General features: G+C 73.4%; 14 protein-coding genes. 4 read left to right on the top strand and 10 right to left on the bottom strand.

Annotation, left to right across the window (positions count from 1 at the left end; genetic code table 11):
• Positions 1-88: 88 nt before the first annotated feature.
• The 6 genes from pyrE to ACFVQZ_RS22485 form a co-directional block, all read right to left on the bottom strand.
• Positions 89-637 carry an orotate phosphoribosyltransferase gene (gene pyrE, locus ACFVQZ_RS22460; protein WP_383625239.1) on the bottom strand — a complete coding sequence of 183 codons (549 nt, stop codon included), beginning with the start codon at positions 635-637 and terminating at the stop codon, positions 89-91.
• Between the two features lie 25 nt (positions 638-662).
• Positions 663-1,454, bottom strand: a complete 792-nt coding sequence (locus ACFVQZ_RS22465; RefSeq protein ID WP_383625242.1) for an aldose 1-epimerase — start codon at positions 1,452-1,454, stop codon at positions 663-665.
• Between the two features lie 53 nt (positions 1,455-1,507).
• Positions 1,508-2,362, bottom strand: coding sequence for an SRPBCC family protein (locus ACFVQZ_RS22470; RefSeq protein ID WP_383625245.1), 855 nt, complete (start codon positions 2,360-2,362; stop codon positions 1,508-1,510).
• A gap of 73 nt (positions 2,363-2,435) precedes the next feature.
• Positions 2,436-4,121 (bottom strand): polyamine aminopropyltransferase, encoded by a 1,686-nt coding sequence (locus ACFVQZ_RS22475; protein ID WP_383625247.1) that lies wholly within the window; start codon positions 4,119-4,121, stop codon positions 2,436-2,438.
• Positions 4,122-4,196: 75 nt separating this feature from the next.
• Positions 4,197-4,715, bottom strand: a complete 519-nt coding sequence (locus ACFVQZ_RS22480; protein ID WP_030497347.1) for a DUF2617 family protein — start codon at positions 4,713-4,715, stop codon at positions 4,197-4,199.
• 300 nt (positions 4,716-5,015) lie between these two features.
• Positions 5,016-5,192, bottom strand: coding sequence for a hypothetical protein (locus ACFVQZ_RS22485; RefSeq protein WP_383625252.1), 177 nt, complete (start codon positions 5,190-5,192; stop codon positions 5,016-5,018).
• Positions 5,193-5,308: 116 nt separating this feature from the next.
• Between ACFVQZ_RS22485 and ACFVQZ_RS22490 the strand changes: the two genes are divergently transcribed.
• On the top strand, positions 5,309-6,472 hold the full coding sequence (locus tag ACFVQZ_RS22490) for a pyridoxal phosphate-dependent aminotransferase (protein ID WP_383625255.1): 1,164 nt from the start codon (positions 5,309-5,311) through the stop codon (positions 6,470-6,472).
• 76 nt (positions 6,473-6,548) lie between these two features.
• Here ACFVQZ_RS22490 and ACFVQZ_RS22495 read toward each other — a convergent pair whose 3' ends face one another.
• A complete protein-coding gene (locus tag ACFVQZ_RS22495) occupies positions 6,549-7,082 on the bottom strand; it encodes a YbjN domain-containing protein (RefSeq protein WP_030495876.1) in 534 nt (177 codons plus the stop codon).
• 185 nt (positions 7,083-7,267) lie between these two features.
• On the bottom strand, positions 7,268-9,853 hold the full coding sequence (clpB, locus tag ACFVQZ_RS22500) for an ATP-dependent chaperone ClpB (RefSeq protein WP_030495877.1): 2,586 nt from the start codon (positions 9,851-9,853) through the stop codon (positions 7,268-7,270).
• A 125-nt stretch (positions 9,854-9,978) separates the two neighbouring features.
• On the opposite strand from clpB, the gene ACFVQZ_RS22505 reads away from it, so the two are divergent.
• Positions 9,979-10,383, top strand: a complete 405-nt coding sequence (locus tag ACFVQZ_RS22505; RefSeq protein WP_030495878.1) for a TIGR03618 family F420-dependent PPOX class oxidoreductase — start codon at positions 9,979-9,981, stop codon at positions 10,381-10,383.
• A 108-nt stretch (positions 10,384-10,491) separates the two neighbouring features.
• Here ACFVQZ_RS22505 and ACFVQZ_RS22510 read toward each other — a convergent pair whose 3' ends face one another.
• Together ACFVQZ_RS22510 and ACFVQZ_RS22515 are read right to left on the bottom strand one after the other, a co-directional pair.
• Positions 10,492-10,821, bottom strand: a complete 330-nt coding sequence (locus ACFVQZ_RS22510) for a (2Fe-2S)-binding protein (protein ID WP_081959255.1) — start codon at positions 10,819-10,821, stop codon at positions 10,492-10,494.
• A gap of 8 nt (positions 10,822-10,829) precedes the next feature.
• Positions 10,830-11,033: a hypothetical protein gene (locus ACFVQZ_RS22515; protein WP_321192998.1), complete on the bottom strand. Its 204-nt coding sequence runs from the start codon at positions 11,031-11,033 to the stop codon at positions 10,830-10,832.
• A 133-nt stretch (positions 11,034-11,166) separates the two neighbouring features.
• Between ACFVQZ_RS22515 and ACFVQZ_RS22520 the strand changes: the two genes are divergently transcribed.
• Both ACFVQZ_RS22520 and ACFVQZ_RS22525 read left to right on the top strand, forming a co-directional pair.
• On the top strand, positions 11,167-12,150 hold the full coding sequence (locus tag ACFVQZ_RS22520; RefSeq protein ID WP_030495881.1) for a hypothetical protein: 984 nt from the start codon (positions 11,167-11,169) through the stop codon (positions 12,148-12,150).
• The gene (locus tag ACFVQZ_RS22525) at positions 12,147-12,626 is read left to right on the top strand and encodes a hypothetical protein (protein WP_383625261.1); all 480 of its coding nucleotides are present in this window, start codon (positions 12,147-12,149) and stop codon (positions 12,624-12,626) included. Before ACFVQZ_RS22520 ends, ACFVQZ_RS22525 begins: the two co-directional genes overlap by 4 nt.
• The last annotated feature ends 153 nt before the right edge of the window (positions 12,627-12,779 follow it).

Genomic DNA, 12,779 nt, shown 5'->3' on the forward strand with positions numbered 1-12,779 from the left:
AGCGCAGGTCAGAACGGGAGGCGCCGGGGTCCGGGACCTAAGTCACGACTTCGCGGCGGTTCGTCCGAGCGACGGCACGCGCCGGTGGCTACGCGAGGCCGAGCTCGTCGAGCGCGTAGGCGTAGAGGTACGGGACGCCCGCCGTGCCGCTGATCTTCTCGCCGGCGCCGGTGGCGCGGTCCACGATGGTGGCGACGGCGACGACCTCGGCGCCGGCCGCGCGGGCCGCCTCGACGGCGGTCAGCGGGGAGCCGCCGGTGGTGGAGGTGTCCTCGACGATCAGGACCCGGCGGCCCTTGATGTCCGGGCCCTCGACCTGGCGCTGCATGCCGTGCGCCTTGGCGGCCTTGCGGACGACGAAGGCGTCCAGGCGCTCGCCGCGCGCGGCGGAGGCGTGCAGCATCGCGGTGGCGACCGGGTCGGCGCCCAGGGTGAGGCCGCCGACCGCGTCGAAGTCGAGGTCCTTGACCAGGTCCAGCATGACCTGGCCGACCAGCGGCGACGCCGCGCCGTCCAGCGTGATCCGGCGCAGGTCCACGTAGTAGTCGGCTTCCAGACCCGAGGAGAGGGTCACCTTGCCGTGCACCACGGCCTTGTCCTTGATCTGCTGGAGCAGTTCAGCGCGTACGTCAGTCATGCCCCCGAGCTTAAGGGCGCCGAGGTCAGAGCCGCCGCCAGGCCCAGACGCTCTCGACCTCCAGCGGGTCGATGGGGGTGACGAGGCGGGGGTGGGTGTTGAGGCCGTTCGGCGGGCCGGACTGCGGCTCGACGCAGACCGCGTCGGCCGGCTCGTCGTAGACCACCACCCACTCGGCGCGGCTGGTCACCTTCAGTTCCAGCTCGCCCGGCCAGGTGAGGGTGACGTCGACGCCGTCGGGCATGCCGAAGCAGTCGTCCCAGGGGCCGGGGAGGGGGTCGATCCGCCGGCCGGTGGGCAGGTGGTCGTCGCCGCGCTCCTCCTGCCAGGCGGGCGTGAAGCCGAGCGCCACGTCCTCGCCGCCCTGCCCGAGGTTCCGCACGAACCACGGGTGCCAGCCGGCCTGCGCGGGGAAGGAGTCGTCGTACGCCTCCACCCCGAACCGCAGCGTCAGGCGGTCCCCGGCCAGCTCCAGGACCTGGGTGACCCGGCCCTTGTACGGCCACGGGTCGTCGAGCTCGCAGGTGAGGACGGCCTCGGCGGCGGTCGCCCGGGCCACCGTCCAGGCCCGGTGGCGGACGGTCCCGTGGATGGCGTGCGGCGGCGCGTCGACCGGCAGCCGGTGGGTGGTGGCGCCGTCGCGGAACCGGCCCTCCCGGGTCCGGCCGCACCACGGCACCATCGGGAAGCTGCCGTACCGCTCGCCCTGCTTCAGGACCTCGGTGCCGGCGATCCGCAGGCTCTCGATCCGGCCGCCGTGCGCGGCGTTGATGGTCAGCTCGGCGTCGCCCGCCGTCAGTCGCGTCAGGTTGCTCACGCCCCGACCCTAAATCCTGGCCCCGGCGGCCCGGGCCCATTCCCCGCGGAGGTTCACCGGCGGCGGCGCAGGGCGCGCCCGACGATGACGGCGGAGGCGAGGGCGAGGGCGGCGGCGGGGGCGACCCAGCGGAGGGCGGCGCCGGGCCCGCTCGGCTCGGGGGCGGGCACCGGGGCGTACCGGCCGCGCGGCGGCGCGTGGTCGACCTCCTCGGCGCTCCGGCCGATCATCGTGCGGCGGGCGTGCGCGGCCTCGGCGGCGGGTGCGGCGGGGATGCCGGCCGGGGGGCCGGCGGGGGCGTCGGCGGGCGGGCCCGGTTCGGGGAACACGTCGTCGTCGAAGCCGGGGCCGCCGTCGAAGTCGCCGGTGCCGAAGGCGGTGGCGCCGTCGGGGACGTCCTCACCGGCTGCCGCCCCCGCGTCCGCGTCCTCACCCGCGTCCTCTCCCGCCGTCCCGGCGGTCGCGCCGCCGGTGGCCGCGATCTCGGCGGCGGCGGCCACGAAGGCGTCCAGGAGCCGGGCGCGGACGGCGTCCCGGGCCTCCTCGGGCTGTTCGGCGAGCCGGCCGGTGGCGGTGAGGGCGCCGGTGAAGAGGAGTCCGGTGCCGTCGGCCGCCGGGGTGAGGACGACGGTCAGGGAGACCTCGGCGACGCCCTTGCCGCGCGCCTCGGCGCCCTCGGCCTCGTAGGTGATGGCGCCGTCCCGTTCGACGATCCGCAGTCCGCCCCGGTACGTGATGGTGTGGCCGCCGACCCGGAGCCGGAGCCGCCCGGCCAGGTCCTCCGCGCCGGCGGGCGCCTCGGCGGCGTCGCGCTGGAAGCCGGGCAGGCAGCGCGCCACCCGGTCCGGGTCGGTGAGGGCGGCCCGCAGGGCCTCGGCCGGGACCGGGACGAACACCTCATGCTCCATGGGAGCCGAGCCTACTCAGCGGGGCGCCCGGCGTCGCCCGTTCGTCCCGGGTGCCGTGCCCGGCGTCCCCCGCTCAGTGGCCGTAGCGGGGGTGCACCAGCGTCGACGGCGGCAGCCCGGCGATCCGGGTCCGCTCGGCGCGGCGGGCGGCGGCGGCCAGGTCGCCGGGGGCGAGCGAGCGGAGCGGGGGCGCGTCGGCGGCGAGGCCGAGGACGGGCGGACGGGTGCCGCGGACGGCGAGCAGGAAGCCCCAGTCGTCGGGTTCGGGGCGGGCGTCGCTGTCCCGGTCGGCGCGGTCGGGGCCGGCGGCGAAGCCGGGGGTGCCGCCCTCGGTGCTGTACGGCCGGGTGGCGTAGCCGGCGGCGCGGAGGGTGGCGTCGGCGGTCCAGTAGGCGTGCGGCCGGTCGGTGGCGGGTCCGGCGTGCACGACGAGCCGGCCCCGGTCGGCGAGGACCCGGGCCGCGAGGCCGTAGAACTCCTGGGCGTACAGCTTGGTGCTGGAGGTGATCCCGGGGTCGGGCAGGTCGGAGATCACCACGTCGTACCGTTCCTGCACGTGGCCGGCGGCGCCCCTCAGCCAGAGGAAGGCGTCGGCGTGCACCACCCGCACCCGCGGGTCCTGGAAAGCGTGCCCGTTGAGCGCGGCGAGCGCCGGGTCGGTGCGGGCGAGCCGCACGACGCCGGGGTCGAGTTCGACGACGGTGACGGCGCGGACCCCGGGGTAGCGCAGCACCTCGCGGGCGGCGAGGCCGTCGCCGCCGCCGACGACGAGGACGCGCGCGTGCGGCCCGTTCATCGCGGGGTGGACCAGCGCCTCGTGGTAGCGGTGCTCGTCGGCGCCGGAGACCCGCAGCCGGCCGTCCAGGTAGAGGTCGGGCGGGCCCTCCCGGCCGCCGGTGACCACCACCTCCTGGAGGTCGGTGTGCACGGCGACCCGCACCCGCTCCCCGTACACGGCCCGGCGGGCGGCCTCCTCGAAGTCGTCGACGAGGACGGTGGCGGTGGCCAGCACCCCGAGGACCGCGAGGTTGACGCCGATGACGAGCGCGCGGCCACGGGCGGTGAGGTCGCGGCGGAAGAACCACAGCACCAGGGCGGCGCCCGCGACCGCGTTCACCGCGCCCGTGACGAGCGCGCCGCTCAGCTGCCCGAGCCAGGGCAGCAGCAGGAACGGGAAGGCGAGGCCGCCGACGAGCGCGCCCACGTAGTCGGCGGCGAACAGGTCGGCGACCGTGCCGGCCGCGTCCTCGGGGTCGCCGTCCGGCGCGGGCCGCCCGGCCCGGCCCGGCCGGCCGGTGCCGACGGACCGTTCCGGCACGCGCTGGATGAGCGACATCAGGAGCGGGATCTCCGCGCCGACCAGCACCCCGATGGCGAGCGAGAAGGCCACCAGGACCCAGCGCGCCTCGCCGAACCAGGCGAAGCACGCGTACAGCACGAGGGCCGAGGTGCCGCCGAGCAGCGCGAGCGCGCCCTCGACCAGGCCGAAGCCGACGGCGGCGCGGCAGCGCAGCCGCTTGGCGAGGAGCGAGCCCACGCCCATCGCGAAGACCATGACGGACAGCACGACGGACGCCTGGGTGACCGAGTCGCCGATCAAGTACGAGGCGAGCGCGACGAGTTCCAGCTCGTAGACGAGTCCGCAGGCGGCGCACACGAAGACCACGGCGAGGACCGGCCACCGCACCGTGTCGCGCGGCCGCGGTGGCGGTCGGCGCCGCACCCTCGTGGGGGGCAGGGTCACGGTCGGCTCGATCATGCAGTAACGCTACGTCACGACCCACGCGCCCCTTGTCACCCACACGAGTGCACCTGGGGCCCGTGGGGGGTGCGATCAGAGCGTGGCGGGCATACGGGCGCCGATCCGGGTGCGGGTGACCACGAGCTGGCCCTCCTGCGGGTAGGCGTGCCAGGTGCGCCACCGCACCTGGCCCTCGTGGCGCTGCGCCAGCATCGCGGTGAAGGCGTGCGGCGAGCCGGGGAACGTCCCGGCCAGGCCGTGCGGATGGTCGGCGACCAGCGCGAGCAGTTCCTGCGCCCGGCCCGCGAACGAGCCCCGCGTGAGCGTCTCGACGCGGGCCGCGAATTCGTACTCCCATTCGCCGATCCGCTTGGAGACGCCGAGCGGCAGCGGGGTGCTGCTGCCCGGCATGCAGGCGACGGTCTCGGAGCAGGTGCGCCCCTCCTCCTCCAGCAGGACCTGGTGGGAGGCGCCCAGCAGTCTCAACTGGATTTTCGCGCCGGTGAGTTCGAGGTCGAGCACGGCGAGGGCGGGCAGCGGCTCGCGGCCCAGCGCCCAGGCCAGGTCGGCCGCGCGCGTGTCGGTGTAGGAGGTCTTCAGGGTGGTGAGCATGGGTCGGCTCCGCAAACACGGTTGGCGGGTGGGCCGGGGGCGCCCCGGAGAGGAAGTCAACGGGAGTGGGGGAATCGCCGGCTCGGGTCCACACACGGTCCGAGGGCTGTCTCTGACAGGAGCGAGAGAACCACGGTCACCGGACGACTCGCAGCGTTTTTACCCAACTTGCCGTGGTTTCCATCCCCTTCGGGGACCCCACAGTTCAATTGTTCAAACAGAATCGATCGCCGAGCGATCGGCACCGGTGCTCACGGGACCGATCCCGCCCCGCCCGCCGCCCGCCGCCCGGACGGCCCGTCAGTCACCCCCGCCACCACACCCGCCGCCGCCCCCGCAGCTCGATCCGCAGCCGCCCCCGCCGCCGCTGGACCAGCCGCCGCCCCCCTTCCGCCGGCCCCCGCCCGAGGACCCCGCGCCCACCACGATCATGCCGACCACCACCACGACGACCACCACCGCGATCACCAGCTCCATCGCCGTCTCCCCCGTTTCCGGCGGCCCGTCGCCGCCTCTGCCCGGGGGATGCCCGTCCCGCCCGGCGCCCAAAGCGCACTTGAGCAAGTCCAGAGCTTCGGCCCAGGATGGCCGCCATGAAGCGAATCCACGGCAGGCTGGCCGAGTTCGGCACCACGATCTTCGCGGAGATGTCCGCGCTCGCCGCCAGGACCGGGGCGATCAACCTCGGCCAGGGCTTCCCCGACACGGACGGCCCCGAGGAGATCCGCGAGGCGGCGGTACGGGCCCTGCGCGACGGCCGCGGCAACCAGTACCCGCCCGGCCCCGGCGTCCCGGAGCTCCGCCGGGCGATCGCCGACCACCAGCGCGACCGCTACGGCCTGGCGTACGACCCCGACACCGAGGTCCTGGTCACGGCCGGCGCCACCGAGGCCATCGCCGCGGCCCTGCTGGCCCTGGTCGGGCCCGGCGACGAGGTCATCGCCCTGGAGCCGTACTACGACTCGTACGCGGCCTGCGTGGCGATGGCCGGCGGCACCCGCGTGCCCGTCACCCTCCGCCCGCACGAGGACGGCTTCGTCCTCGACCTCGACGAGCTGCGGGCCGCCGTCACCCCCCGCACCCGGCTGATCCTCCTCAACACCCCGCACAACCCCACCGGCACCGTCCTCACCCGCGCCGAACTCACCGCGGTCGCCGAACTCGCCGCCGAGCACGACCTGCTGGTCGTCACCGACGAGGTGTACGAGCACCTGGTCTTCGACGACGCCGAGCACCTGCCGATCGCGTCCCTCCCCGGCATGCGGGACCGGACCGTCACCATCGGCTCGGCCGGCAAGACGTACTCCTTCACCGGCTGGAAGGTCGGCTGGACCACCGCGAGCCCCGAGCTGACCGCCGCCGTCCGCTCGGCCAAGCAGTTCCTCACCTACGTCTCCTCCGGCCCGTTCCAGTACGCCGTCGCCGAGGCCCTGCGCCTGCCCGACTCCTACTACGACGACCTGCGCGCCGGACTCCGGGCCCGGCGGGACCTGCTGAGCGACGGGCTCGCGGAGGCCGGCTTCGCGGTCCACCGGCCGCGCGGCACCTACTTCGTCACCACCGACATCCGGCCCCTCGGCGAGCGCGACGGCATCGCGTTCTGCCGCGCGCTGCCCGAACGGGCCGGCGTCGTCGCCATCCCGAACGCCGTCTTCTACGACGACCGCGAGGCCGGCGCCCCCTTCGTCCGCTTCGCCTTCTGCAAGCGCGCCGACGTCCTCCAGGAGGCCGTGGACCGCCTCAAGCGGCTCGCCTGACCCGCCCGGCCCCCGGGAACGCCGGAGGCCGGGCCCCCGTGGGGGACCCGGCCTCGGCGCGGGCGCGGCGGGGCGGTCAGCCCTCGTCGCCGCCCTCGGTCTTCTCCTCCGCGGAGGCCAGACCGAACTGCTCGACGATCCACTTGTCGAACTCGATGGAGGCGCGGACCCAGCTCACCGTGGAGGACACGAAGTGCTCCAGGGCGACGCCGGTGCCGATCAGCATCTGCGCCTCGCCGATGAGGCGGAGGGTGGCGGAGCCGTCCTCCTCCTCGTGCAGGTGGGTGTAGACCTTCGGCCACAGGGTGCGGCGGTTCCAGTCGTCGATCGCGTCGAGGACCTTCGCCCGGTCGTCGGCGGAGTGCGGACGGTCGTAGAACGTGCGCACCGAGAACACCTGCTGCTCCGCCTCGCCGCGGAACATGAAGTACGTGCGGAACTCCTCCCACGGCGCCGCGAGGTCACCCTCGTCGTCGACGACGTACTTCAGCTCCATCTGGTCCAGCAGCTGCTTCACCAGCTCCTGGTCGGGGACGACGGGGCCCGCCGGTCCTGCCTGCGGCTGGGGCTGGGCCCCGAAATTCGGAATCGAGGACGGGTCGATGCTCACCGGGTGTTTCCCTTCGTACGGATGTCGCCATCCTCCCCCATCCCGGCCCGTCCCTGGCAAGCCCCGCCGGTGCGGATCCGCTGCGGGCTGACATGATCTCCGCCCGCGGAGGACACGAACCGGCCGAATCGGCGCCGGCGGGGGCGTACGAGGACGGCGGCACCGGCCTCGTACGCCCCCGCGCGTCACTCCGCGCGGCCGACGATCAGGCCGTCCTCGAAGCGGTCCACCCGGACGGTGTCGCCGTCGCGGACCTCGCCGGCCAGGATCTCCCGGGCGAGCCGGTCGCCGATGGAGGTCTGGATGAGGCGGCGCAGCGGCCGGGCGCCGTACGCCGGGTCGTTGCCCTCGTCGGCCAGCCACTCCAGGGCCGCCGGGGTGACGTCCAGGGTGAGCCGGCGGTCGGCGAGCCGCTTGGCGAGCCGGTCGATCTGCAGGCGCGCGATGCGGCCCAGCTCGGCGCGGTCGAGCGCGGAGAAGACCACCAGGTCGTCGAGCCGGTTCAGGAACTCGGGCTTGAAGCTGGCCCGGACGACCTCCAGGACCTGCTGCTTCTTCTCCTCGTCGCTCGTCAGAGGCTCCACCAGGTACTGGCTGCCGAGGTTGGAGGTGAGGATCAGGATGGTGTTGCGGAAGTCGACCGTGCGGCCCTGGCCGTCGGTGAGCCGGCCGTCGTCGAGGACCTGGAGCAGGATGTCGAAGACCTCCGGGTGCGCCTTCTCCACCTCGTCGAGGAGCACGACGCTGTACGGGCGGCGGCGGACGGCCTCGGTGAGCTGGCCGCCCTCCTCGTAGCCGACGTAGCCGGGGGGCGCGCCGACCAGGCGGGCCACCGAGTGCTTCTCGCTGTACTCCGACATGTCGATGCGGACCATGGCCCGCTCGTCGTCGAAGAGGAAGTCGGCGAGCGCCTTCGCCAGCTCGGTCTTGCCGACGCCGGTGGGGCCGAGGAAGAGGAAGGAGCCGGTGGGCCGGTCGGGGTCGGCGATCCCGGCGCGGGTGCGGCGCACGGCGTCGGAGACGGCCCGGACGGCCTCGGTCTGGCCGATGAGCCGGCGGCCCAGCTCGTCCTCCATGCGGAGCAGCTTCTGGGTCTCGCCCTCCAGGAGACGGCCGGCCGGGATGCCGGTCCAGGCGCCGACGACGTCGGCGATGTCGTCGGGGCCGACCTCCTCCTTGACCATGGTGTCCTTCTGGACCTCGCGCTCGGCCTCGGTGGCCTCGGCCAGCTCGCGCTCCAGGGTCGGGATCTCGCCGTAGAGCAGCTTGGAGGCGGTGTCGAAGTCGCCGTCGCGCTGGGCGCGCTCGGCCCGGCCGCGGGTCTCGTCCAGGCGTTCCTTCAGCTCGCCGACCCGGTTGAGGGACTGCTTCTCCTTCTCCCAGCGGGCGGTGAGGCCGCGCAGCTCCTCCTCGCGGTCGGCGAGGTCGCGGCGCAGCTTCTCCAGGCGCTGGACGCTGGCGGGGTCGGTCTCCTTGGCGAGGGCCAGCTCCTCCATGCGGAGCCGGTCGACGGAGCGCTGGAGCTCGTCGATCTCCACCGGGGAGGAGTCGATCTCCATGCGGAGCCGGGACGCGGCCTCGTCGACGAGGTCGATGGCCTTGTCGGGGAGGAAGCGGGAGGTGATGTACCGGTCGGACAGGGTCGCGGCGGCCACCAGCGCGGAGTCGTTGATCTGCACCTTGTGGTGGGCCTCGTACCGGCCCTTGAGGCCGCGGAGGATGGCGACGGTGTCCTCGACGGACGGCTCGGCGACCAGGACCTGCTGGAAGCGGCGCTCCAGGGCGGGGTCCTTCTCGATCCGCTCGCGGTACTCGTCCAGGGTGGTGGCGCCGACCATGCGGAGCTCGCCACGGGCCAGCATCGGCTTCAGCATGTTGCCGGCGTCCATGGCGGAGTCGCCGCCGGCGCCCGCGCCGACGACGGTGTGCAGTTCGTCGATGAAGGTGATGATCTGGCCGTCGCTCTCCTTGATCTCGGAGAGGACGGTCTTCAGCCGCTCCTCGAACTCGCCGCGGTACTTGGCGCCGGCGACCATCGCGCCGAGGTCCAGGGAGACCAGCCGCTTGTTCCGCAGGGACTCGGGGACGTCGCCCTTCACGATCCGCTGGGCGAGGCCCTCCACGACGGCGGTCTTGCCGACGCCGGGCTCGCCGATGAGGACGGGGTTGTTCTTCGTACGCCGGGACAGGACCTGGACGACCCGCCGGATCTCGTGGTCGCGGCCGATCACGGGGTCGAGCCTGCCCTCGCGGGCGGCGGCGGTGAAGTCGGTGCCGAACTTCTCCAGGGCCTTGTACGAGCCCTCCGGGTCGGCGGTGGTCACGCGACGGCCTCCCCGGGCCTTCTCGAAGGCGTCCTGGAGCCGGCGGGCGGTGGCGCCCTGCCGGTCGAGGACCTGGCCGGCCTGCCCGCCCTTGGCGGCGAGGCCGATGAGCAGGTGCTCCGTGGACAGGAACTCGTCGCCGAGCTTCTTCGCGCGCTCGGCGGCGTCGGCGATGACGGCGAGCAGCTCGCGGTTGGGCTGCGGCGGGGCGACGGTCGCGCCGGTCACGCTGGGCAGGGCGGCGAGCAGCTGCTCGGCGCCGGAGCGGACGGCGGCCTGGTCGGCCTCGACGGCGGCGAGCAGGTCGGTGATGTTCTCGTTGTCCTGACCGGCCAGCAGCGCGAGAAGCAGATGGGCCGGGGTCAGGTCGGCGTGTCCCTGGGACACGGCGCGGCTGCTGGCCGCGTTCAGCGCGTCCCGGCTCCTGTTGGTCAGTTCGGCGTCCACGTGCGGGGTCTCCTCCTGTGCGGTGCTCCGGATCCTCTTCTGTACTGACTCATACAGCGTACATAAAGTTGAGTCTATTCCGCTCAAGGTATCGGGGGTGGATCGCGCGGGGGTAGTTTCCGGGCATGGCGACTGACCCGAGGAACCCCACGGACTCGTATCTCAGCTTCTGGCGCGAGTACCACATGTGCACGCTGACCACCCCGCGCCCGGACGGCACCCCGCACGTGGTGGCCGTCGGCGTCACGTACGACCCCGAGAACGGGCTGGCGCGGGTCATCACCAACAAGCACAGCCGGAAGGTCGCGAACGTCCTCGCGGCCGGCGCGGACGGGGCTCGGGTCGCGGTCTGCCAGGTCGACAAGGGGCGCTGGGCCACCCTGGAGGGCGTCGCGCACATCCGCACGGACGCCGAGACGGTCGCCGACGCGGTCGCCCGCTACGCGGACCGCTACGGCCGGGTCCCGAGCCCCAACCCGGACCGGGTCGTCATCGAGATCGCCCTCACCCGCGCGATGGGCCGCGCGTAGCACCCGCCCGCACCCGGACAGCACAACGGCGCCATCGCGTTTCAGGTCCGCGATGGCGCCGTTGTGTGGGGGAAGCACCTGAGCGATCTACAACGACGGGGGAATCGCTCAGGCACTGCGGGGGGTGGCGGTGAGGGTCTCGGGCTCGAACCGCGCCTCGACCGGCTGGTGGTCGCGCTGGTCCAAGTTGACGAAGATCATGCCGTACCGGATGGCACAGCGGACGGGCTGGGGAGCGCCGCGGGGGCGGCGGAGGCAGCGATAGGCGCGGACGTCCTCGTCCTGCTCCCTCGCCACGATCACCGGCTCTCCGAACAGGGTGACCTTCAGCGAGTCGCCACGATGGGGGATGGCCGTGACGAGATCGACGAAGTGCCACCCGGACCGGTAGGCCGAAGCCATTTCACGCCGGAACCTGGTGTCGTCAGGAACATTCATGGGCCGACTTAGCCCCAGTCGGGTTCGGAAGCGACAGCAAGGTGCCAGCCCGGGTCCTGGGCAGGGGCAGCGTGCCAGCCGGGGTCGAGGAATGCGGCCTGCACCTGCGCCGGCTCCGAGTGCCAGCCCGGGTCGGTCACACCCACGACACCAAGCGCCGCCGCCGCGATGAAGGCGACTCCGGCCACCGTGCGTATGAGCTTCTTCATCATCACCGTGCAACCTCACTTGAAGGCAACGTCTGCTTTACCGACCCCCGCGGGAAAACGATGACTCACCTTCTGCGCCCGCACCACCAAACCCAGGCATCATGTTCCTGAGATGCAGGAGCCTGGGGGTGTACAAATGCGGAAACAAGCGGACGAAACCGGTCACCCTCATTCCCACGTGGAGCTGTGCGAAGCGGGTTCCGCGTTGTACACGTCCGCCCTTCAGACGGGGCGAATATCCCGGTCAGACGCGGTCGAGGCACCTTGCCTGCTCGATCTGTCCCTGCTCCACCCCGACCCCGACGACGCTCAGTGGCTGCGGCCTGTCCCGCCCTCCGCCGCGCTCGCGCAACTGCTCCAACCCATCGAGCGGGAGATCCTCGAGCGCCGGCGGCTCACCGTCGCCCTTTCCGACGCCTTCGAGCCCTTCATGGCCATCACCGCAATCGATTCGACGAGCACCCAGGCCATCACGGTCCTGGAGGGCATCGACCGCATCAACACGACGCTCGACCGCGTCGTCGCCAACTGCCAGAAGGAACTGCTCACCGTCCAGCCGGGCGGTGGCCGTCCCGCTCACGCGCTGAGCGAGGCCCTGCGCCGCGTCTCCCCGCTCCTCGGGCGCGGGATCGACATGCGGACCCTCTACCAACACACGGCGCGCCATACGGAACTGACGCTGAACTACCTCGAGCACGTCGGACCCGAAGTTCAGGTCCGCACGCTGGAGGAGATCATCGACCGGCTGATCATCGTCGACCGTGAGGTCGCCTTCATCCCCGCCCGCAGCGACCGCCAGGTGGCCCTCCAGCTGCGCCATCCGGGCCTTGTCGCCTACCTCGGCGGCGTCTTCGACCAGTTCTGGAACCTGGCCGTGCCGATCCGCGAGGAAATCCCCTACGACGCGAAGACCGACGACATCAGCGGGGTCCAGCGATCCATCGCCCGCCTCCTCGTCGAGGGCCACGTCGACGAGGCCATCGCCCGCCGCCTCGGGATGAACGTGCGGACCTGCCGGGCGCACATCGCCAAGCTCGCCGCCACCCTCGGCAGCGGGAGCCGCGCGCAGCTCGGGTATCTGATCGCCCGGTCCGGCATCCTCGAACGGGACGAGGCGTGACCGCGCCCGCCGCCGAGGTGCGGCTCGACGGCGCGGCCGGGACCGTGCGGGTCTCCGGGGACGGGCTGCCCGTCGTGGAGCTCGTCCGGGCCGCGGGGACGCCCGCCGACGCCCACGTGCCCGTCGGCACCCGCAGGGCCGCGCTGCTGACGCTCACCGTCGACGGTGCGCCCGCCGTGATCCGGCCGGCCCGCGGGCGCCTGCTGGTGCGGCGCTCGTACCGGGTGGACGTGCGGGCCGGCGGCGTCCGGTACCGGCTGGTGCCCTGCTCGTACGAGGAGAGCCGGTTCCTGCGGGACGGGCGGCGGCTCGGCACCCTGGTCTCCAGCGGCGACGGGCGGGTCACCGACACCTGGGACACCCCGCCGGAGCCGCTGGACCTCGCCGTCGGCACCGCGCTGGCCGCCGCCTTCGGGACCGGCGCCGCGCCGTGGTGGGACACGCTCGGCGACATCGTCGGCGAGCTGCTGGGCTGAACGCGAAGGCCCCCGCCACGTCACCGTGGCGGGGGCCTTCGCGCGGTACGCAGTCCGGCTAGGGCGTTTCCTTCGGATCATCTGATCGTTGGTTGATGTGTGTCGTTGACTGATGCCCAGTGGGCGAGGATCGAGCCGTTGCTGCCGGACCGG

The sequence above is a fragment of the Streptomyces sp. NPDC057854 genome (assembly GCF_042797055.1).
Lineage (GTDB): Bacteria > Actinomycetota > Actinomycetes > Streptomycetales > Streptomycetaceae > Streptomyces.

Bases quoted from the DNA above. Each gene is read 5' to 3' on its own strand.
- ACFVQZ_RS22490 (WP_383625255.1), top strand. From the start codon at position 5,309: ATGAAGCGAATCCACGGCAGGCTGGCCGAGTTCGGCACCACGATCTTC.
- ACFVQZ_RS22485 (WP_383625252.1), bottom strand. From the start codon at position 5,192: ATGGAGCTGGTGATCGCGGTGGTGGTCGTCGTGGTGGTGGTCGGCATG.
- ACFVQZ_RS22520 (WP_030495881.1), top strand. From the start codon at position 11,167: ATGCGGAAACAAGCGGACGAAACCGGTCACCCTCATTCCCACGTGGAG.
- pyrE (WP_383625239.1), bottom strand. From the start codon at position 637: ATGACTGACGTACGCGCTGAACTGCTCCAGCAGATCAAGGACAAGGCC.
- ACFVQZ_RS22470 (WP_383625245.1), bottom strand. From the start codon at position 2,362: ATGGAGCATGAGGTGTTCGTCCCGGTCCCGGCCGAGGCCCTGCGGGCC.
- ACFVQZ_RS22505 (WP_030495878.1), top strand. From the start codon at position 9,979: ATGGCGACTGACCCGAGGAACCCCACGGACTCGTATCTCAGCTTCTGG.
- ACFVQZ_RS22510 (WP_081959255.1), bottom strand. From the start codon at position 10,821: ATGAATGTTCCTGACGACACCAGGTTCCGGCGTGAAATGGCTTCGGCC.
- ACFVQZ_RS22475 (WP_383625247.1), bottom strand. From the start codon at position 4,121: ATGATCGAGCCGACCGTGACCCTGCCCCCCACGAGGGTGCGGCGCCGA.
- ACFVQZ_RS22480 (WP_030497347.1), bottom strand. From the start codon at position 4,715: ATGCTCACCACCCTGAAGACCTCCTACACCGACACGCGCGCGGCCGAC.
- ACFVQZ_RS22515 (WP_321192998.1), bottom strand. From the start codon at position 11,033: ATGATGAAGAAGCTCATACGCACGGTGGCCGGAGTCGCCTTCATCGCG.